Source organism: Sphingobacterium puteale, from assembly GCF_050986225.1.
In the GTDB taxonomy this organism is placed as follows: domain Bacteria; phylum Bacteroidota; class Bacteroidia; order Sphingobacteriales; family Sphingobacteriaceae; genus Sphingobacterium; species Sphingobacterium puteale.
In genome coordinates, this window is record NZ_CP158959.1 from 6,237,795 (window position 1) to 6,258,204 (window position 20,410).

Consider the following 20,410-nt stretch of genomic DNA (forward strand, 5'->3'; position numbering starts at 1 on the left):
AAATAAGCCATTTATGCCCCGAAGATTGGGTACATAAATGGCTTACAAACTATTACTTACTCAGTAAATAATAAAGTTCATTCCATTTCAATTGATCTTCGAGGTTTGCAACCGTAGTCTTCTCATCAATCAACACATATTCTAACCCTGCTATGCGCGCAAAATCTTCAAGATATTCAGGTGTCAAACTCAAGCTATAAGCGGTATGGTGAGCACCGCCAGCAACGATCCAGGCACTACAACCTGTTTTCATATCTGGAAGCGGTTTCCATAATACCCGGGCAACTGGAAGTTTTGGTAATTCTTCTTCGACAGAAACCCCTTCAACCTTATTGACGATCAATCGAAAACGTGTCCCCATATCAACCAGCGAAGCATTGAGTGCATCTCCGCTCTGCCCGTTAAAGACGAGACGAGCCGGATCCGCTTTGCCGCCTATTCCCAATGGATGTACCTCAATTCGCGGTTTGTCAGTAGCCAAGGCTGGATCGACTTCCAACATGTGTGAACCCAAAACCATGGCATTTTGCGGATCAAAATGATAGGTATAGTCCTCCATAAATGCTGTCGTTCCTGCCAGACCAGCTCCCATGACTTTACATGCTCTGACCAAGGCCGGCGTCTTCCAGTCCCCCTCACCGGCAAAACCGTATCCTTCGGCCATTAAGCGCTGTACCGCCAAGCCCGGAAGCTGCACCATGCCATGCAGGTCTTCGAAAGTATCTGTAAAACCTTTAAAATTGCCTTGCGCTAAGAATTTGCGTAACCCGATTTCAATTTTAGCAGCTTCAATCAGATTGTCATGAAATTCACCACCGACCTTTACGTTTTCTGCCAGTTCATACGTAGCTTCATACTCGGTCAATAAAGCCTCTATTTCTTCATTAGTGCTCGCGTTAATAACCTGAACCAAATCACCAATCGCATAGGTATTTACAGAAAAACCAAATTGAGATTCCGCTTCCACCTTGTCGCCATCCGTAACAGCTACATAACGCATATTGTCGCCGAACCGCGCAAATTTGGCGCCTTGCCAGTCATGCCAGCCTGCTGCGGCACGTGACCATACATTAATACGCTCCAATACTTCAGGGTCTTGCCAATGTCCGGTCACCACTTTACGGCCTATTTTCAATCGGCTTACAATGTGGCCAAATTCACGGTCGCCATGTGCGCTTTGATTGAGGTTCATAAAATCCATGTCAATACTGCTCCAAGGAATATCCTGATTATACTGGGTATGTAAATGCAATAATGGTTTTTGTAAAGCTTTTAATCCTCTGATCCACATTTTAGCAGGCGAGAATGTATGCATCCATGTAATGATACCGACACAATTTTTTTCGCTATTGGCAGCTGTTAACGTTGCATAAATTTCATCTGTATTTTTGACGATCGGTTTATATCTCACTGCCACAGGAATCACCGTATGCGCATTTAAATAGTTTGCGATTTCCTCGGCATGTATTGCAACTTGGCGTAAGGTCTCTTCTCCATATAGATCTTGGCTTCCAACGATAAACCAGACCTCAAGTTCTTTTAAATTAATATTCATTTTTAAATAGTAGTTTTTTTGCTATTGTTTTTTATCATCACGAATTACTGACCATAGTAGGCATTGGTTCCATGCTTCCTTTCATAATGTTTTTTGATTAATGCGGACTTTAACCTCGGCGCATTGGGGTTAATCTGCTCTGTCAACAAAGCCATCTTGGCAACTTGTTCCAGTACCGCGCTATTATAAACAGACTTCATTCCATTTTTACCCCAGGCAAAAGGCGCGTGGTTGCCAACTAGAATCATTTCCACTTCTTTATAATCAAGCTTATTTTCGGTAAAGTGATTGATAATCTGAAAACCGGTTTCGTGCTCGTAGTTTCCGGCGATCATCTCATCACTCATGGGTGGAGCACAGGGAATATCTGTTGTTAAATGATCGGCATGTGTCGTTCCGAAAATCGGAATATCGCGTTGACTTTGCGCCCATGCTGTTGCATAAGTTGAATGCGTATGTGTAATACCGCCAATTTCTTTCCAGTGTTTATATAAAACAGCATGCGTTTTTGTATCCGATGAAGGTCTAAGATCTCCTTCAACCACATTACCGTCAAAATCAACAATGACCATTTGCTCGGGAGAAAGCTCCTCATAAGGTACCCCACTGGGTTTAATGGCAAAAACTTCATGCTGCCGATCCACAACACTGACATTTCCAAATGTGAAAAGTACAAGACCCAATTGGGGCAGTTGCATATTGCAACGGTATGCTTCTTCTTTAATTGAATTATACATAATAAATATTCATCGATTAAACAGTAATGGCTAACGATTCTTTCCCTTCGATGAAAGCTCCGAGCGCCTTGTAGCGTTCATAACGTTCAGCATAGATTGGCACCCACTTTTCTTCGGGTACATAGGTACATTCGAAACCTTGCCCCATGGTTTTCATGGCATCCTCAACACGGTCATACAACCCCGCCGCAGTAGCCGCGAACATTGCCGCACCGATGGCACAAGTTTGCTCACTCTTGTGTATACGAATTGGCATGTTCATGACATTAGCCATCATCTGCATAATAAAAGGGGATTTTTTGGCTACGCCACCAAGACCGATCAGCCCTTTAACAGGAATTCCCTGATCAACAAAACGGTCCACAATGGCTTTTGCTCCGAAACAGGTTGCTTCAACAATAGCTCTAAATATCCGTGGCGCATCGGTTCCTAAATGCAATCCTGTAATTGCACCTTTCAATGATTGATCCGCATCAGGTGTTCTTCGACCATTCAACCAATCTATCGCCAACTCCGAAGTTGCGGTCACTGACAACTCCGCTGCCTTTTTACTCAAACTGACCAACAATGTCTCTTCCAAACCATTCACAACTTGCTCACGAACGTCATCATTCAGACCTTCTACATCTTGTAACGCCTGTTTAGCAGGCCATAACAAGACCTGTTTCAACCAAGCATAAGCATCGCCAAAGGCGGATTGCCCAGCTTCCATACCGATCATTCCCGGAATGATCGAACCATCCACCTGACCGCAGATTCCCTTCACAAGTGTATCTTGAACCTCTTCTTTTGGTGCAACAAGCATATCACAAGTCGATGTGCCCATGACTTTACTGAGGTAATAAGGTTCGATCTGTCCACCCACAGCACCCATGTGACAATCAAAAGCACCGATACCAACTATCACCGATGTCGAAAGCCCCAAACGTTCGGCCCATTCCGCTGAGAGATTCCCTGCAGGTTTATCTGCCGTATAAGTTTCTGAAAATAAACGATCCACAACACCATCCAATAGCGGGTCAATATCCGTAAAGAAAGCATTTGGAGGCAGGCCACCGAATGCTGCCGCCCAAAGCGACTTATGACCGGCAGAACATACACCCCGCTTAATCGCAGATGCATGCGTGCCTCCCGTCAATAAGAAAGGAATATAATCACAATGCTCAACCCAGCTAAATGTCGCTTTACGAACTTGCTCGTCAACTCTAAAAATATGAAGTAACTTAGCCCAAAACCATTCCGAAGAATAAACACCACCAACATATTTCAAATAATCAACAGCGCTTGTTTCGTTGTAGTCATTGATTTCCTTGGCTTCCTTAACGGCGGTATGATCTTTCCACAGGACAAACATCGCATTCGGATTATCCTTAAATTCATCCAGCAAAGCCAAAGGAACCCCTTGCTCATTGACAGCAATAGGGGTTGATCCGGTGGTGTCTACCGAAATTGCTCTTACGGCCTGTCCAATATTCGCTATTCCCGATTTTTGTAAACAATCCTTTACTGTCGCCTCCAGACCTTCGATGTAATCTAAGGGATGTTGTCTAAACTGACTGGATGCAGCATCGCAGTATTCCCCTCTTTTCCATCGTGGATAATAAAATACTGAAGATGATATTTCTTCTCCATTAATCGCATCGACCAATACAGAACGGACCGAATCGCTTCCGTAATCTATCCCGATGACATATGATTCATTCATTTTTGCTGAATTTGGTTTATAATTTATAATTGTTTCAAACATTATTTTTCAATGCCCTCAATCGAAGATAAGCATTCTAAAATAATTAGTGTCAAATAAACATTTATTTTTTTGAATTTGAAAGAAAATTTTCATATTTAAAAAAATGAATTAACTTCATCCCGTTAATCATGATGAGCTTAAATGCCTGTGTATGTTGTATTGAAACATTTTTAAATCAGTTACCGACCAAGTATTGTATTTATTTTTAGCTAGTCACTTTATAGTTTTGATCATGAAAACGGGAGGAAGTCAAAAAAAGAGATAAAAAACAATAGACAATGGAATATTATAAAAAAGATTCAGGGATTCTTTTAGCTGTAGACTGTATTATATTTGGCTTCAATGGGGAATCCCTAGAAGTATTGTTGATTAAGCGTGATTTTGAACCTGAAAGAAATAAATGGAGTTTGATGGGTGGTTTTGTTCAACCCAACGAAAGTCCAGAAGAATCTGCCAGTCGGGTGTTGAAAAAATTAACCGGTCTTGAAAATGTCTATATGGAGCAATGCAGTGTCTTCGGCGAACCCAAGCGCGAGCCTAATGACCGAGTGATAAGTATCTGCTATTTTGCATTGATCGACACCCAACAGTATAAGCATATCCTGAGCGACGATTATGAAGCAAAATGGTTTCCATTACAGCAGCATCCTACACTGATATTCGATCACGAGCAAATGATAGCATCGGCACAACACCGCCTACGTATGAAAGCAGCACTATATCCTATTCTGTTCGAACTGCTACCGGAAAAATTCACGATTCCGCAAATCGCAGCCTTATATGAAGGTGTCTATAATATCGAGCTTGACAAGCGTAACTTTAGTCGAAAACTACTCGCATCAGGCTTAATCATCAAACTACAGGAAAAAGACAAAGAAAATTCCAAAAAGGGGGCTTTCTATTTTAAGCTAAATACAGCGATCTATAAAGAGAAAATTATGTCATTTCTCCGTTATCTGCCCAGCTGGGGCCTCGAAACATAAAGATATCTATCAAAAGAATAGACTATAATCGGAATATATTTCACTTTCAATTTTCGTTTTTTCAATATTTCCTTATATTTATCACAGGCATATGCTAGCTTTGTAGCTGGAATATTCTGATTAAACTTATTATAATAACGATAGACAACATGAGCAAATTGAGATTAGCATTTGTATTCTTTACGATTTTATTTATTTCATCGTACACTTTATTACAGGCTCAAACTCCTGCAGCAGCGCCGGTTACCGCCACCCAGCAGGCAAATAACGCTTATAAATACAGCCCGGATGGACTAAAAAAAGGGAGCTTGGCAAATCAATTTGATCACTTAAATTATATATCAAAAAACAATTATGACTTCAAGATGGTGCGGAAGACCAACCTTGACATCGTCAAAAGAAATGTTGTTGATACTGTTGCAAAGCTGCATAAGGAAATCAATTCCCTAAAATCCTCATCCAGCAATTATTCATCCAACACCAAGAATTTGCAGGATTCTATTCAGACATTAAAGGATCAACTCGCACAGGAGCAACAAAAGACAGATAGCTTTTCATTCTTGGGTATCAATACATCCAAGAGCTTATACAGTACGGTCGTTTGGACCATCATCGCCGTCTTGGCTGTAGCGACTTTCATCTTTTTAATCTCTTATAGAAAAGCAAAAGTCGATACAGTAGAATTTCAAAAGACAGCAGAACAATCACAAGAGGAATTTGCGACATTCCGTAAAAAGGCCATGGAAAAAGAACAACTGCTGAAACGTCAATTGCAAGATGAATTAAATAAAAAGATCTAGTCAGGTCGTCATAAGACTATATTATACAGGATTCTTATCGACCTGAAGCGGGTCCTCATGACGGCCCGCTTCAGGTCGATCACATTTGTATACCCTCTGAGCTTCACCTTACGAACATCGGAAACGAACAGCAGTTCAAAAAAAATAGTGTCACCAATACACCGAAATAGTATATTTGCAACAACAAGAGTCGAAACTCACAGAATTACAAGAGATAACATTTTGACCTACATTAATGAAAATATAATTTAATTGCAAATTCTATTTGTTTTTAAAAACGAATAACCTTATTTTTGCTGACCAAAAAAGAGGCCTTTTATGTCTCTTATATAAAATTGATTAATAAATATTTAGTCCCTATAATATGCCCAAGATTGGTAAAATAGCGCAGATTATCGGCCCAGTTGTTGACGTCAACTTCGCCGACAGTGAAAATCTACCTAAAATTTACGATGCATTGTACATTCAAAAAGAAAATGGACAACGTGTTGTATTGGAAGTTCAACAACACTTAGGTCAGGATCGTGTACGTACAATTGCCATGGACGCAACTGAAGGTTTGGTTCGCGGAATGGAAGTTGTCGATACTGGTGCTCCTATCAAAATGCCTGTTGGTGAAGAAATCAAAGGTCGTGTATTCAACGTAGTTGGTGATGCCATAGATGGTATCCAAAATTTGAGCAAAGAGAATGGTCGTCCTATCCACAACGTCCCTCCTAAATTCGAAGATTTATCTACTGAATCCGAAGTACTTTTTACTGGTATCAAAGTTATTGACCTTTTAGAGCCATATGCTAAAGGTGGTAAAATTGGTTTATTCGGTGGTGCCGGTGTAGGTAAAACTGTATTAATCCAAGAATTGATCAACAACATCGCTAAAGGTCACGGTGGTCTTTCCGTGTTTGCCGGTGTAGGTGAACGTACACGTGAAGGTAACGACTTATTGCGTGAGATGTTGGAATCAGGTATCATCAAATATGGTGAGCATTTTATGGAAGGCATGGAAAAAGGTGAATGGCCTTTGGACACTGTTGACCACGAATTAATGAAAGACTCTAAATGTACTTTCGTATTCGGTCAGATGAATGAGCCTCCCGGTGCACGTGCACGTGTTGCTTTATCCGGTTTGACTGTGGCAGAATATTTCCGTGACGGTGATGGCGAAGGTCAAGGTCGTGACGTCCTTTTCTTCATCGATAACATCTTTCGTTTTACACAAGCTGGTTCTGAAGTATCCGCGTTGTTAGGCCGTATGCCTTCAGCAGTAGGTTACCAACCGACATTAGCTACAGAGATGGGTTTGATGCAAGAGCGTATTACATCAACTAAAAACGGTTCAATCACTTCAGTACAAGCAGTATATGTACCTGCCGATGACTTAACTGACCCTGCTCCAGCGACAACATTTGCTCACTTGGACGCAACGACAGTATTGTCCCGTAAAATTGCTGAGTTAGGTATCTATCCTGCGGTGGATCCTTTGGATTCTACATCACGTATCCTTTCTCCTGCTGTTTTAGGTGCTGAACATTACGATACCGCACAACGTGTAAAAGAAATTCTTCAACGTTATAAAGAACTACAAGATATTATCGCCATCTTAGGTATGGACGAGTTATCCGAAGAGGATAAGTTAACTGTTCACCGCGCACGTCGCGTACAACGTTTCTTATCACAACCTTTCCACGTAGCAGAGCAATTTACAGGTTTAAAAGGTGTATTGGTAGACATCAAAGATACCATCAAAGGATTTAACATGATCATTGATGGCGAGGTTGATGAATATCCAGAAGCTGCCTTCAACTTGGTAGGTAACATTGATGATGCTATCGAAAAAGGTAAGAAATTATTAGCAGAAGCCGTTTAATTTAGATTATATCTAAGAATAATGAAATTAACAATTATCACTCCCGACAAATTAGTATACGAAGGCGAAGTAACATCTGTTACGGTCCCTGGCTCTGCGGGCTCTTTTCAAATTTTGAAAGACCACGCGGCAATTGTTTCTACTTTGGAAGATGGAAAAGTAATTATTCAACAAGGTAAAGGTGGACAAGAAGTGTTCATTAAAGGTGGCGTCGTGGAAGCAAAAGACAATGTCATTACCGTGCTTGCTGAAGGAATTATCGGAGATTAAATCAATTGGTTTTAAAATATTGAAAAGCTTCCGATAGAAATATCGGAAGCTTTTTTTTTAAAGTTTTTTTGACAATTTCTTCATTTTAGGAAGAAATTTGCCCTTTGTAACAAAAAATAATTTTTTGACAGGGTAGACCAATTTTAAATACGGTATACGACTAACAAAATTTAAAACCGAAAAACAACTTAAAATAAAGTTTAAAATTTTTTAAAATATAAAATTTTAAAATTTTATTCTAAATAGAAAATTAGCACTTTACCTATTGCCAATTATTGTAATTCCTGCTACCTTGAGGAGATGAAAATCGAAGGTTTTTACAGCGGCCTGAGATAGCATGATTTACCAGCAAAAACCAAAAAGGGAAATTATTTATATAGGTAAATTTTGGGTTATGAAATACTACGACAAGAACACATTGATTTATTTGGATGGAGCCTTTGTAAAAGCCTCCGAGGCTGCATTGAATCCCTTTGCACAATCGCTTCACTATGGCTACGCTGTATTCGATGGTTTACGCGCGTACAATACCCACAATGGTCCGCGCATCTTTAAAGCGGACAAACATTTTGACCGATTGAAGAAATCCTGCGAAGCGGTGAATATCCCTTACCAATGGAGTAACAGGGAGCTAATTGACAAATGTTATGAGCTTTTGGCCATCAACAATTTACGGGAGGCTTACATCCGTCCATTGGTACTCACCGGCTCGAATATGCACCTGACTTCTTCCACGGAGGCTAATCTGATGATTGCCGCCTGGGAATGGGGACCTTATCTCGGTCAGAACCTTTTGCGTGTATGCATCTCTGATATCAAAAGACCTAATCCAAAATCTTTTAAAACAGACTCGAAAATATCAGGTCAATATGTAAACTCTATTCTAGCGACGACAGAAGCCATTAAAAGGGGTTTTGATGAGGCACTTATGCTTGATCATGAAGGCTTCGTGGCCCAGGCTTCCAGCGAGAATATTTTTATTGAGAAAGATTTCAAAATTTATACACCGCCAGCGAAAAACATTTTTCCCGGCATTACACGGCAGACCGTTAAAAACATCTGTAAAAAACTGAATTTCGAAGTCATTGAAAAACAATTGACAGTAGAAGATATCTATACAGCTGATAGTGCATTCTTATGCGGTACAGCGGCTGAAATTATCGGAATCAAACAAGTCGACGATGTCATCTATCAAGAAGCGTGGGAACACAGCATAGGTGCATCGATCCAAAGAAGATATAAAAATTTAGTATTAGAGAACGAAAATTATGAAGTCATCATCTAACGGCGAAAACACAATGAACAAATACAGCCGTACATTTACACAAGACGAAACGCAACCTGCTGCAAAAGCAATGCTTTACGGTATCGGTCTTACGGATGCCGATATGGAGAAAGCACAGGTCGGTATTGCCAGCATGGGATATGATGGTAATACGTGTAATATGCACTTAAATGATTTGGCACAAATCGTCAAAAAGGGCGTTTGGAACAATGATTTAGTGGGTTTGACCTTTGGAACCATTGGCGTCAGCGACGGTATGAGCAATGGTACAGACGGTATGCGTTATTCGTTGGTAAGCCGTGACGTGATTGCCGATAGCATCGAAACGATCTGTGGCGGACAATATTATGATGGCTTGATCTCTATTCCTGGCTGTGACAAAAACATGCCTGGTGCAATTATGGCAATGGCCCGTTTGGACCGCCCTTCTTTGATGGTATATGGAGGTACTATTGCTCCAGGCCACTACAAAGGCGAAGAATTAAATATTGTGTCTGCCTTTGAAGCATTGGGACAACGCATCTGCGGAAATCTTTCTGACGAAGACTATGAAGGCATCATCAAACATACTTGTCCTGGCGCTGGTGCGTGTGGTGGTATGTATACAGCCAACACCATGGCTTCTGCCATCGAAGCTTTGGGAATGAGTCTACCTTACTCATCTTCCAACCCTGCGATCTCCGAAGAAAAGAAAAATGAATGTCTAGAAGCGGGTAAACATATCCGTACCCTACTTGAAAAAGATATCAAACCTTCAGATATCATGACGCGCAAAGCATTCGAAAATGCATTACGTACCATCGTGATTTTAGGGGGTAGTACCAATGCCGTACTTCACTTTATTGCGATCGGTAAGGCCGTAGGCGTTGACATCTCACAAGATGACTTCCAGCGCATGAGTGATGAAACACCTGTATTGGCAGACTTTAAACCTTCGGGCAAATACCTGATGCAAGATCTTCAACAATATGGTGGAACTCCCGCTGTAATGAAATACCTTTTGGACGAAGGTTTATTGCATGGTGATTGTATCACCGTAACTGGAAAAACTGTTGCCGAAAACTTAGCTGATGTCAAATCCATTATGGAATATGATCAGCCTATTATCAAACCATTGAGCAACCCAATCAAAGCAACAGGACACTTACAGATCCTTTACGGAAATCTGGCTGAAAAAGGTTCCGTGGCAAAGATCTCCGGCAAAGAAGGTGAAAAATTCACTGGTCCCGCACGTGTGTTCGATGGCGAACATGACTTAGTAGCAGGAATTGCCTCAGGCAGAATTAAGCCCGGAGATGTTGTCGTTATTAAAAACGAAGGCCCGGTAGGTGCCCCAGGCATGCCGGAAATGCTTAAACCAACATCATTAATCATCGGTGCCGGCTTAGGTAAATCTGTGGCGCTTATTACAGATGGGCGTTTCTCCGGCGGCACACACGGTTTTGTTGTAGGCCACATTACACCAGAATCTTACAAAGGCGGGTTAATTGGTTTAGTTCATGATGACGATATCATCGAGATTGATGCTGTCAACAATACGATCAATGTGAACCTTTCCGATGAGGAGATTGCACAACGTCGTGCAGCATGGGTACAGCCGGCTTTGAAAGTCAGTAAAGGCGTATTATACAAATACGCTAAGACTGTAGCCGACGCCTCAGAAGGTTGTGTAACTGATCTATAAAAAATCAAAAAATGGAGACACTTCGTGTGCTGAAGGTTTAAACAAACGGAACTTCCGATCTAATGTCTCCAGATCTAATATCTAAATATTAAAAAAGACTGAATAATCAACAAAACTAAAAAATCAACGTAATGAGTACACTGGAAATAACAGAAAATAAGGCTGCTACCAAGCAGGAAACTCCGACACAAATTTCGGGATCGAAAGCTGTTATGGAGGCCTTATTGAGCGAAGGAGTTGATACCGTATTTGGCTATCCGGGTGGTGCGATCATGCCCATTTATGATGCCCTTTATGATTATACGGATCGTTTGAAACATATCTTGGTGCGCCATGAGCAAGGAGGAATCCATGCGGCCCAAGGTTATGCAAGAACTTCCGGTCGTACAGGTGTCGTCTTCGCGACGAGTGGTCCCGGAGCAACAAACCTAGTTACCGGGCTGGCAGATGCCATGATCGACAGTAACCCGATCGTCTGTATTACAGGCCAGGTCTTTGCTTCACTATTGGGAACCGATGCATTTCAGGAAACGGATGTCATCAATATTACCGCACCGGTCACCAAGTGGAACTATCAAGTCACTGACGCTACTGAAATTCCAGCCGCACTCGCTAAAGCATTTTATATTGCCAGCACGGGTCGTCCGGGTCCCGTATTGATCGATATTACCAAGAATGCACAAATACAATTGTTCGATTACTTCGGTTACGAAAAATGCAATCATGTGCGTAGTTATAGACCTGCTCCGCAAGTCCGTAAAGAGTATATCGAACAAGCTGCTGAGTTGATCAATAATGCAAAAAAGCCATTTGTACTTTTTGGTCAGGGGATTATCTTAGGAAAGGCAGAAGAGGAATTCAAAGCTTTTATCGAAAAAACAGGCATTCCTTCTGCCGCCACTGTCATGGGATTGAGCGCACTTCCTACAGACCACAAACTTCATGTCGGTATGTTGGGGATGCACGGAAATTATGCGCCAAACGTCATGACCAATGAATGCGATGTCTTAATTGCTATTGGCATGCGTTTCGATGACCGTGTCACAGGCCGATTGGACAAATATGCCAAACAGGCAAAAGTGATCCATTTGGATATCGATCCAGCCGAGATTGACAAAAATGTACAAACAACTGTACCTGTATGGGGCGATTGCAAAGAATCACTTCCAATGTTGACTGAATTGGTTAAAACCGTGGATCATTCCGCATGGTTAGCTCAGTTCCGCGAACTCGAAAAAGAGGAAATCAAAGAAGTCATCACAGATGAATTGCATCCAAAAACGGATATCATGACCATGGGCGAGGTGATCAATGTGTTGAATGAATTAACCGGTGGGGACGCAATCATAACCACAGACGTTGGTCAGCATCAGATGGTCACATGTCGCTATGCAAAATTTAACAAGAGCAAGTCAAACGTCACATCAGGCGGATTGGGAACCATGGGTTTTGGTCTTCCTGCAGCTATTGGCGCCTGGTATGGAGCCCCTGAGAAAACTGTCGTAGCCATCATCGGTGACGGTGGTATCCAAATGACCATTCAGGAACTGGGGACCATCATGCAATTTGGCGCAAAGGTAAAAATCTTGATCTTGAACAACGAGTTCTTAGGTATGGTACGTCAATGGCAACAACTGTTTCATGACAAACGCTATTCATTCGTGAATATCACCAGCCCTGACTTTGTTGCAGTTGCCAAAGGTTATTATATCGATGGACAGAAAATTTCGGAACGGAAGGATCTCCGCAATGCCCTTCAGACCATGCTTGACCACGATGGTGCTTATCTATTGGAAGTTATGGTAGGAAAGGAAAACAATGTATTCCCGATGGTTGCACAAGGAACATCCGTATCGGAGATTCGATTAAAGTAAAAAGTCAAAATGGAAAAACAAGAATATACCATTACTCTATATACAGAGAATTCTATCGGCCTTATCGGAAGGATCTCAACGATTTTTTCAAGAAGAAAAATCAATATCGAAAGTTTAAACACATCGCCTTCTGAAGTAGAAGGTATACATCGCTTCACCATTGTCATTACAGAGGCAGAGGATGTGCTGCGTAAGCTTTGCCGTCAGTTAGAAAAACAGATAGATATCCTTAAAGCCTATTACAATACCAATGACGAAGTGATCTGGCAAGAACAGGCCTTGTATAAAGTACCGGCAGACGTTGTCAATGAAAAAGTATATGTGGAGCGTTTGCTACGTCAATATGGAGCCAATGTGGTTGTGATCCGCAACGATTACATCGTGTTCGAAACCGCAGGCCACCGTGAAGAAATTGATAAGCTGACGGAGGAATTGACAAAATACGGGTTAATCGAATTTGTCCGTGGTGCCCGTATCGCCATCATTAAAGATAGTGCTGGCTTCCACTCCAAATTGGTTCAGTTTGAAGCACAGGAACCGTCGATAGAAATCGTTGAAAATGAATATCTCGACAAACGGGATGATGTATTTACCATGTAATCAGATGCAAGAGACATTTAAATTTATCTTACAGGCCCGCCAAAAATTCATTGAATTGGTGGATAACCTTTCCATAGAACAACTCAACAAAATCCCTGCTGGATTTAACAACAATATTATCTGGAATTTTGGACATATCGTTGTAAGTACACAGACTTTGGTCTATGTGCGTACCGGTATCAAAGCGGATACCGCCTGGGTAAAATACAATGAAGATTATAGAAAAGATACCAAGCCCACACGTTTTGTCGAGCAGGCTGAGGTGGATGAATTAAAGACAATCGCTATCCAAAGCATCGAACAAATCGCCAAAGACTATGAGAATGGCGTTTTTGAAGAGATTACCTCGTTTTCAACAGCAACTTATGGTTATCCAATGGGCACAGTCGAAGATGTTATCGCTTTAACCTCAGGACATGATAATGTTCATTATGGTTATGCTTTGGCGCAACGTAAATTAGTACAATAAAAAAATAAATAATCAACAACCAATAACAGAAAGAAAGTAAAACAATGGCAAATTATTTCAACACCTTACCGCTTAGAGAGCAGTTAGAACAATTAAGTCACGCTGAATTCATGGACAACACCGAATTTACGGATGGAGTAAATGCTTTAAAAGGTAAAAAAATCGTAATCGTAGGATGCGGTGCACAAGGCTTGAACCAAGGTTTAAACTTAAGAGATAGCGGACTGGACGTTTCTTATGCTTTACGTAAAGAAGCTATTGAACAAAAAAGAGATTCTTGGAAAAATGCTACAGACAATAACTTTAACGTAGGCACTTACGAAGAATTAATCCCAACAGCAGATTTGGTCATTAACCTGACTCCTGATAAACAACATACCTCAGTGATCAACGCGGTCATGCCTTTGATGAAAGAAGGTGCAACATTATCTTATTCACACGGTTTCAACATCGTTGAAGAAGGTATGCAAATCCGTAAAGATATCACTGTGATCATGGTTGCTCCAAAATGTCCGGGTTCTGAGGTTCGTGCAGAATACCTTCGTGGTTTCGGTGTCCCTACTTTGATCGCTGTTCACCCAGAGAATGATCCACAAGGAAAAGGTTGGGCTGAGGCAAAAGCATACTGTGTAGGAACAGGTGGTCACAAAGCCGGTGTATTGAAATCTTCATTTGTAGCCGAGGTAAAATCAGATTTAATGGGTGAACAGACAATCCTTTGTGGTTTGTTACAAACAGGTTCGATCTTATCTTTCGACAAAATGATCGAAAAAGGAATTGAGGCTGGTTATGCATCCAAATTGGTACAATACGGTGTAGAAGTGATCACTGAAGCCTTGAAACATGGTGGTGTAAGCGGTATGATGGATCGTTTGAGCAACCCTGCAAAAGTGAAAGCTTTTGAGATCTCAGAAGAGCTAAAAGATATCATGCGTCCTTTGTTCCAAAAACACCAAGACGATATCATGTCCGGTCACTTTAGCAAGACGATGATGGAAGATTGGGCAAATGGTGATGCTAACTTATTGAAATGGAGAGCTGAAACAGGCGAAACTGCATTCGAGAAAACGCCTGCAGGTGATATTAAAATCAACGAGCAGGAATACTTCGACAATTATACTCTAATGGTTGCTTTCATCCGAGCAGGCGTTGAATTGGCTTTCGAAACAATGGTTGAAGCAGGTATCAAACCAGAATCAGCATACTACGAATCATTGCACGAAACGCCATTGATTGCCAACACAATCGCCCGTAAGAAATTGTTTGAAATGAACCGTGTTATTTCTGATACAGCGGAATATGGCTGTTACCTATTTGATCAGGCTTGTAAACCTTTATTGGCTGATTTCATGAAAACTGTTGATACCGATCTAGTAGGTAAAAACTTTAATGAAGGTAAAGATGCTGCTGTTGATAACGCACAGTTGGTTGTTATCAATGAAATTTTGCGTGACCATCCTGTGGAAATCGTTGGTCGTAAATTGCGTAAGGCGATGACGGCAATGAAAGCGATCAAAACTGTTTAAAAATTGATACGAATTATTTGTTCTTTTTAAAAACGGATAGCATATCCGGATGAATTCAATCCACAGATATGCTCCAAAATCATGAATATTTCGTAATTTAGTATATTGAAATCAGGGTGATATTGAGACATTTACAATATCGCCCTGATTAAAATAAAAATAACATAAGAGAGATTAAAAAATGTCAAAAACATTAGTAGAAAAGATTTGGGATGCTCACGTCGTCAAGCGTGAAGAAGGGTTTCCGGATATTATATATATCGATACCCACTTGATTCATGAGGTTACTTCACCGCAAGCTTTTGATGGCCTACGCAAAAGAGGAATCCCAGTTTTTCGTCCAAAGCAAACGGTAGCAACTGCCGACCATAACGTACCGACACTCAACCAACATTTGCCGATCAAAGAAGAGCTATCGCGCTATCAAGTCGATATGCTGACCAAAAATTGTGCTGAATTTGGCATTGAATTATATGGTTTGGGACATCCTTACCAAGGAATCGTACACGTGATCGGTCCTGAGTTGGGTATCACACTACCTGGTAAAACAATGGTCTGTGGTGATAGCCATACGTCAACGCATGGAGCCTTTGGAGCTATTGCTTTTGGTATCGGAACCTCTCAGGTAGAACAGGTCTTTGCGACACAATGTTTATTGCAGTCCAAGCCTAAAACCATGAAAATTGAAGTCAATGGTACTTTACAAAAGGGTGTTGGCGCAAAAGATATTATCCTCTATATTATCGCCAAGATTTCTGCTGCAGGAGGTACAGGGTATTTTATCGAATATGCTGGTTCAGCCATCCGCTCTTTGAGCATGGAAGCGCGGATGACCATCTGTAATATGAGTATCGAAATGGGGGCACGCGGCGGACTTATTGCACCGGATCAAATCACATTTGATTATGTGGAAGGCCGCGAATTCGCACCAAAAGGAGAAGAATGGGACCAAGCCTTAGCATATTGGAAAACATTATATTCAGACGAAGATGCGATCTTTGATAAAGTATTGACATTTGATGCAGCTGACATCGCTCCTATGATTACCTATGGTACAAACCCCGGCATGGGTATGGGTATCACAGAGCATATCCCGGCAACAAATGCACAACCGGAATCCGAAAGACCATCCTATCAAAAAGCGCTGGACTACATGGGCTTTAAAGATGATTCCACGGTCTTAGGTAACCGCGTGGATTACGTTTTCATCGGAAGCTGCACCAACTCCCGTATCGAAGATTTACGTGAGGTAGCTTCATTCGTGAAAGGGAAACAAAAGGCACAGGACGTCGAAGTATGGATTGTTCCGGGCTCAAAACAGGTAGAAAAACAAGCCAAAGAAGAAGGCTTGGATAAAATCTTTGAAGCCGCGGGATTCCAACTACGCGAACCGGGATGTTCCGCATGTTTAGGCATGAACGAAGATAAAATCCCTGCGGGCAAATACTGTGTTTCGACTTCAAACAGAAATTTCGAAGGACGTCAGGGGCCCAATGCACGTACCATGCTGGTATCTCCACTGACAGCAGCAGCAGCAGCAGTAACGGGTAAAGTAACAGATGTTAGAGAGTTAATATAGTATTGAGATGAGAGAATTGAGTATTGAGACCCTGATTGTCCAAGCTTTCAGCTTATAACTAGCTCCATTTTTTAATTTTTAATTCTGACTTACTAAATTTTTGACATGAAAAAATTTGAAACTTTAACATCACAGGTAGTTCCATTACCTATTGAAAATATTGATACTGACCAAATTATTCCAGCACGTTTTCTAAAAGCGACCACTCGTGAGGGATTTGGCAATAATTTATTCCGTGACTGGCGCTTTGATAGCGATAATCAGCCAAAAGCAGATTTCGTATTGAACAGCCCCATCTATTCAGGAAAAATATTGGTTGCCGGCAAGAACTTCGGTTGCGGTTCCAGTCGTGAACATGCTGCTTGGGCAATCCAGGACTACGGCTTCGATGTCGTTATCAGTTCGTTTTTTGCGGATATCTTTAAAGGTAATGCGCTTAATAATGGTGTATTGCCTATTCAGGTTCCCGAAGAATTTTTAGAGAAAATCTTCGAATTGGTCCACCAAAACCCAAATACCCAAATCATCGTTGATCTCGAAAAACAAACGGTGATGTTAACCGAGACCGGCGATCAATTTGAATTTGAAATCAATCCATACAAAAAATCATGCTTGATCAATGGATACGATGACATCGATTTTATCCTTAATCAAAAAGATTTAATTGAATCATTTGAAACAACAAAAAAATGGTAGACCCTGTCGTCCATATTGCCAATTTAACGATTCAGCACGGTAAAGATTCCGTACTGCAAGATTTAAATTGGCAAATTTTTCCTGGAGAACAATGGATCTTAGGTGGTCCCAGTGGCACAGGAAAAACAACGCTCGCAAAAGCAATTGTAGGGCAATTAAAATATGAGGGCGCCATATCCTTCCATCTGGATAACAATAGTTCCCTTCCTCCAGTTGTCCATTACGTATCCAATTGGTTTCAGTTTACCAATCTTGAAGGTGATCGCAACTTCTATTACCAACAACGCTATAACAAGTTTGCAAAAAACGATACCTTAACGGTTTTTGCTGAATTGAAACATTTTGCGAAGGACGAACAGCTGGCCTTCGAAGATGTGGCACCTTACCTTACCATCTTTGGATTTGAAAATTTCAAAGACCAGCAATTGATCGAACTTTCCAGCGGCGAACATAAACGCTTACAATTGGTCAAAGCACTTTGGCTTCAGCCGCAGGTCTTGGTTATCGACCAGCCTTATACCGGACTTGATGTACAATCCCGAAAAGACCTGAACCAGATCTTCGATCAGCTTGCGGACAAGGGCGTATCCCTCTTACTAATCAGCAATGATGACGAACAACCGGATTGTATTAATCGTTTTGCCGAAATCCAAAATGGAAAAATTGTTCTCCGTCATCATAGCAGAGAAATTTCAAGGGGAATACCACGAAAACGCAAGGAATTACCGTATTTCTTACAGCAACCACCCAAAATCTCCGACCCAACGATGGTCAAGATGCGGCAGATCAACATTTCATACGGTGAAAAGCAGGTCTTGAAAAACATTGATTGGGAAGTAAAAGCGGGAGAAAAATGGCTGCTGCAAGGACATAATGGATCGGGAAAATCGACTTTATTAAGTCTGATCAACGGGGATCATCCCCAGGCTTACGCAAATGACATCCATCTTTTTGGTAAAAAGAGAGGATCAGGAGAAAGTATATGGGAAATCAAAGAGCATCTGGGCATTATTTCTCCCGAATTACATTGGTACTACGATATGAATGCCAATGTTGGACAGACCATTGCTTCGGGATTCTTTGACTCGATGAGCCTGTATCAAAAATTGGGCTATGAACAACAGCAGAAGCTTGATCAGGTACTCCATTTTTTTGATCTCAAAGACGTGAAACATAAAACATTAGGATCTTTACCTTTAGGCCAACAGCGATTAGCATTGCTGGCGCGTACAATTGTAAAACATCCGGAATTGCTTATATTAGATGAACCTTGCCAAGGATTGGATAAGGAACAATCACAATATTTTAATGATGTGATCGATGACCTGAGCAAGAATGGCCAGACCCTTATTTATGTCGGTCATTTCCAATCCCAATTACCTACCTGTATAGACAACAAGATGGTACTGGAAAAAGGTGAAATTAAGTCTGTAGAACGAGTTATCCACAAAAAAGAGACTTTATCAACATAAAAATTGTTGAAAACGACAATTAACAATAGATATTTAGACGAAAGATAATAGATATTAGACAATGGACATGAGCGGGTGGATATTCAAATTTGATAAAAATAGCACCTCAAGACTCATATCTCAATACGAATAAAACAATGAAAAAAAATATTTTAATCATACCTGGAGACGGCATCGGCCAAGAAGTAACCACATGGGGTAAAAAAGTTTTAGAAAAGATCGGTGAAAATTATGGTCATGAATTCAGTTTTGATGAAGCAATCATGGGCCATACGGCGATTGAAGCTACCGGCAATCCACTTCCTGACGAGACGTTAGCAAAAGCCAAAGCATCAGATGCCATCCTTTTTGGCGCGATCGGACATATCAAGTACGATAATGATCCTTCGGCCAAGGTTAGACCAGAACAGGGTTTGTTGAAAATCCGTAAAGAATTGGGGTTATATGCCAATCTCCGTCCTATCCTTTTATTTGATGAATTATTGGATGCATCGAGTTTAAAACCTGAAATTCTCCAAGGCACAGATATCCTTTTTTTCCGTGAGTTGACGGGTGATGTGTATTTCGGTGAGAAAAACCGTAATGAAGACAATACCTTCGCTTCGGATTTGATGAACTACCACCGTTATGAAGTAGAACGTATCGCACGTAAAGCTTATGATGCAGCACGCACCCGCAACAAAAGATTATGCTCTGTAGATAAAGCCAATGTATTGGAAACATCCCGCCTGTGGAGAGAAGTTGTACAAGAAATTGCAAAAGAATATCCAGATGTTGAAACTGAACACATGTTTATTGACAATGCAGCAATGCAATTAGTCAAGAATCCAAAGAAATTTGACGTGGTATTAACAGCGAATCTTTTTGGTGATATTTTGACTGATGAAGCATCTCAGATTGCGGGATCAATGGGCATGTTGGCCTCAGCTTCCGTTGGCGATGGCACAGGTTTCTTCGAACCTATCCACGGCTCGGCACATGATATCGCGGGCCAGAATAAAGCGAATCCGCTTGCTTCAATTTTATCCGCTGCATTGATGCTTGACATTAGCTTTGGTCTACAGGAAGAAGCAAAAGCGGTTACTAATGCGGTTGCCCAAACGCTCAAAGCAGGCTGGAGAACCGGTGATATTGCGAATGCCGATACAGAAGCTTCTAAAATCTTGGGTACTCAGGAAATGGGAGAGAAAGTGTTGGAGTTTATTAAATAGTAATGAGATATGCGTATGGAGTAATGAGATTTGGGTGCCACAAACCAAAAAAGAT

Annotated in this window: 17 protein-coding genes; 14 read left to right on the top strand and 3 right to left on the bottom strand. The window is 41.1% G+C overall.

Translation table 11 applies throughout. The annotated features are described in order from the left end of the window. Positions 1-52: 52 nt before the first annotated feature. From araA to ABTV71_RS25910, 3 genes are read right to left on the bottom strand one after another with little or no spacing between them, the layout of a single operon-like run. Positions 53-1,555, bottom strand: coding sequence for an L-arabinose isomerase (gene araA, locus ABTV71_RS25900; protein ID WP_433901579.1), 1,503 nt, complete (start codon positions 1,553-1,555; stop codon positions 53-55). A gap of 44 nt (positions 1,556-1,599) precedes the next feature. Next, positions 1,600-2,292: an L-ribulose-5-phosphate 4-epimerase gene (locus tag ABTV71_RS25905; protein ID WP_121120660.1), complete on the bottom strand. Its 693-nt coding sequence runs from the start codon at positions 2,290-2,292 to the stop codon at positions 1,600-1,602. Between the two features lie 16 nt (positions 2,293-2,308). After that, a complete protein-coding gene (locus ABTV71_RS25910; RefSeq protein WP_433901580.1) occupies positions 2,309-3,997 on the bottom strand; it encodes a ribulokinase in 1,689 nt (562 codons plus the stop codon). Positions 3,998-4,317: 320 nt separating this feature from the next. On the opposite strand from ABTV71_RS25910, the gene ABTV71_RS25915 reads away from it, so the two are divergent. The 14 genes from ABTV71_RS25915 (at position 4,318) to leuB (ending at position 20,355) form a co-directional block, all read left to right on the top strand. Further along, entirely contained in the window at positions 4,318-5,022 is a 705-nt protein-coding gene (locus ABTV71_RS25915; RefSeq protein WP_433901581.1) for an NUDIX hydrolase, read from the top strand. Between the two features lie 149 nt (positions 5,023-5,171). Beyond that, positions 5,172-5,822 (top strand): hypothetical protein, encoded by a 651-nt coding sequence (locus ABTV71_RS25920; RefSeq protein WP_108634879.1) that lies wholly within the window; start codon positions 5,172-5,174, stop codon positions 5,820-5,822. A 364-nt stretch (positions 5,823-6,186) separates the two neighbouring features. Next, on the top strand, positions 6,187-7,689 hold the full coding sequence (gene atpD / locus ABTV71_RS25925; RefSeq protein ID WP_108634878.1) for a F0F1 ATP synthase subunit beta: 1,503 nt from the start codon (positions 6,187-6,189) through the stop codon (positions 7,687-7,689). A gap of 21 nt (positions 7,690-7,710) precedes the next feature. Next, entirely contained in the window at positions 7,711-7,959 is a 249-nt protein-coding gene (gene atpC / locus ABTV71_RS25930; RefSeq protein ID WP_028071934.1) for an ATP synthase F1 subunit epsilon, read from the top strand. A gap of 394 nt (positions 7,960-8,353) precedes the next feature. Next, positions 8,354-9,244, top strand: a complete 891-nt coding sequence (locus ABTV71_RS25935) for a branched-chain amino acid transaminase (protein WP_121121234.1) — start codon at positions 8,354-8,356, stop codon at positions 9,242-9,244. Then, complete coding sequence (gene ilvD, locus ABTV71_RS25940) at positions 9,228-10,928, top strand: dihydroxy-acid dehydratase (RefSeq protein WP_121120662.1); 1,701 nt, start codon at positions 9,228-9,230, stop codon at positions 10,926-10,928. Before ABTV71_RS25935 ends, ilvD begins: the two co-directional genes overlap by 17 nt. A 131-nt stretch (positions 10,929-11,059) precedes the next feature. Beyond that, complete coding sequence (ilvB, locus tag ABTV71_RS25945; protein WP_121120663.1) at positions 11,060-12,802, top strand: biosynthetic-type acetolactate synthase large subunit; 1,743 nt, start codon at positions 11,060-11,062, stop codon at positions 12,800-12,802. Positions 12,803-12,811: 9 nt separating this feature from the next. Next, positions 12,812-13,402, top strand: coding sequence for an acetolactate synthase small subunit (gene ilvN, locus ABTV71_RS25950; RefSeq protein ID WP_108634875.1), 591 nt, complete (start codon positions 12,812-12,814; stop codon positions 13,400-13,402). Between the two features lie 4 nt (positions 13,403-13,406). Continuing rightward, positions 13,407-13,871, top strand: coding sequence for a DinB family protein (locus ABTV71_RS25955; RefSeq protein ID WP_121121236.1), 465 nt, complete (start codon positions 13,407-13,409; stop codon positions 13,869-13,871). A 44-nt stretch (positions 13,872-13,915) separates the two neighbouring features. Next, on the top strand, positions 13,916-15,397 hold the full coding sequence (gene ilvC, locus ABTV71_RS25960; RefSeq protein WP_121120664.1) for a ketol-acid reductoisomerase: 1,482 nt from the start codon (positions 13,916-13,918) through the stop codon (positions 15,395-15,397). Positions 15,398-15,578: 181 nt separating this feature from the next. Continuing rightward, entirely contained in the window at positions 15,579-16,976 is a 1,398-nt protein-coding gene (gene leuC / locus ABTV71_RS25965) for a 3-isopropylmalate dehydratase large subunit (RefSeq protein WP_121120665.1), read from the top strand. 105 nt (positions 16,977-17,081) lie between these two features. Beyond that, positions 17,082-17,672: a 3-isopropylmalate dehydratase small subunit gene (gene leuD, locus ABTV71_RS25970; protein ID WP_121120666.1), complete on the top strand. Its 591-nt coding sequence runs from the start codon at positions 17,082-17,084 to the stop codon at positions 17,670-17,672. After that, a complete protein-coding gene (locus ABTV71_RS25975) occupies positions 17,666-19,144 on the top strand; it encodes an ATP-binding cassette domain-containing protein (RefSeq protein ID WP_433901582.1) in 1,479 nt (492 codons plus the stop codon). Before leuD ends, ABTV71_RS25975 begins: the two co-directional genes overlap by 7 nt. 137 nt (positions 19,145-19,281) lie before the next feature. Continuing rightward, complete coding sequence (leuB, locus tag ABTV71_RS25980; RefSeq protein ID WP_433901583.1) at positions 19,282-20,355, top strand: 3-isopropylmalate dehydrogenase; 1,074 nt, start codon at positions 19,282-19,284, stop codon at positions 20,353-20,355. The last annotated feature ends 55 nt before the right edge of the window (positions 20,356-20,410 follow it).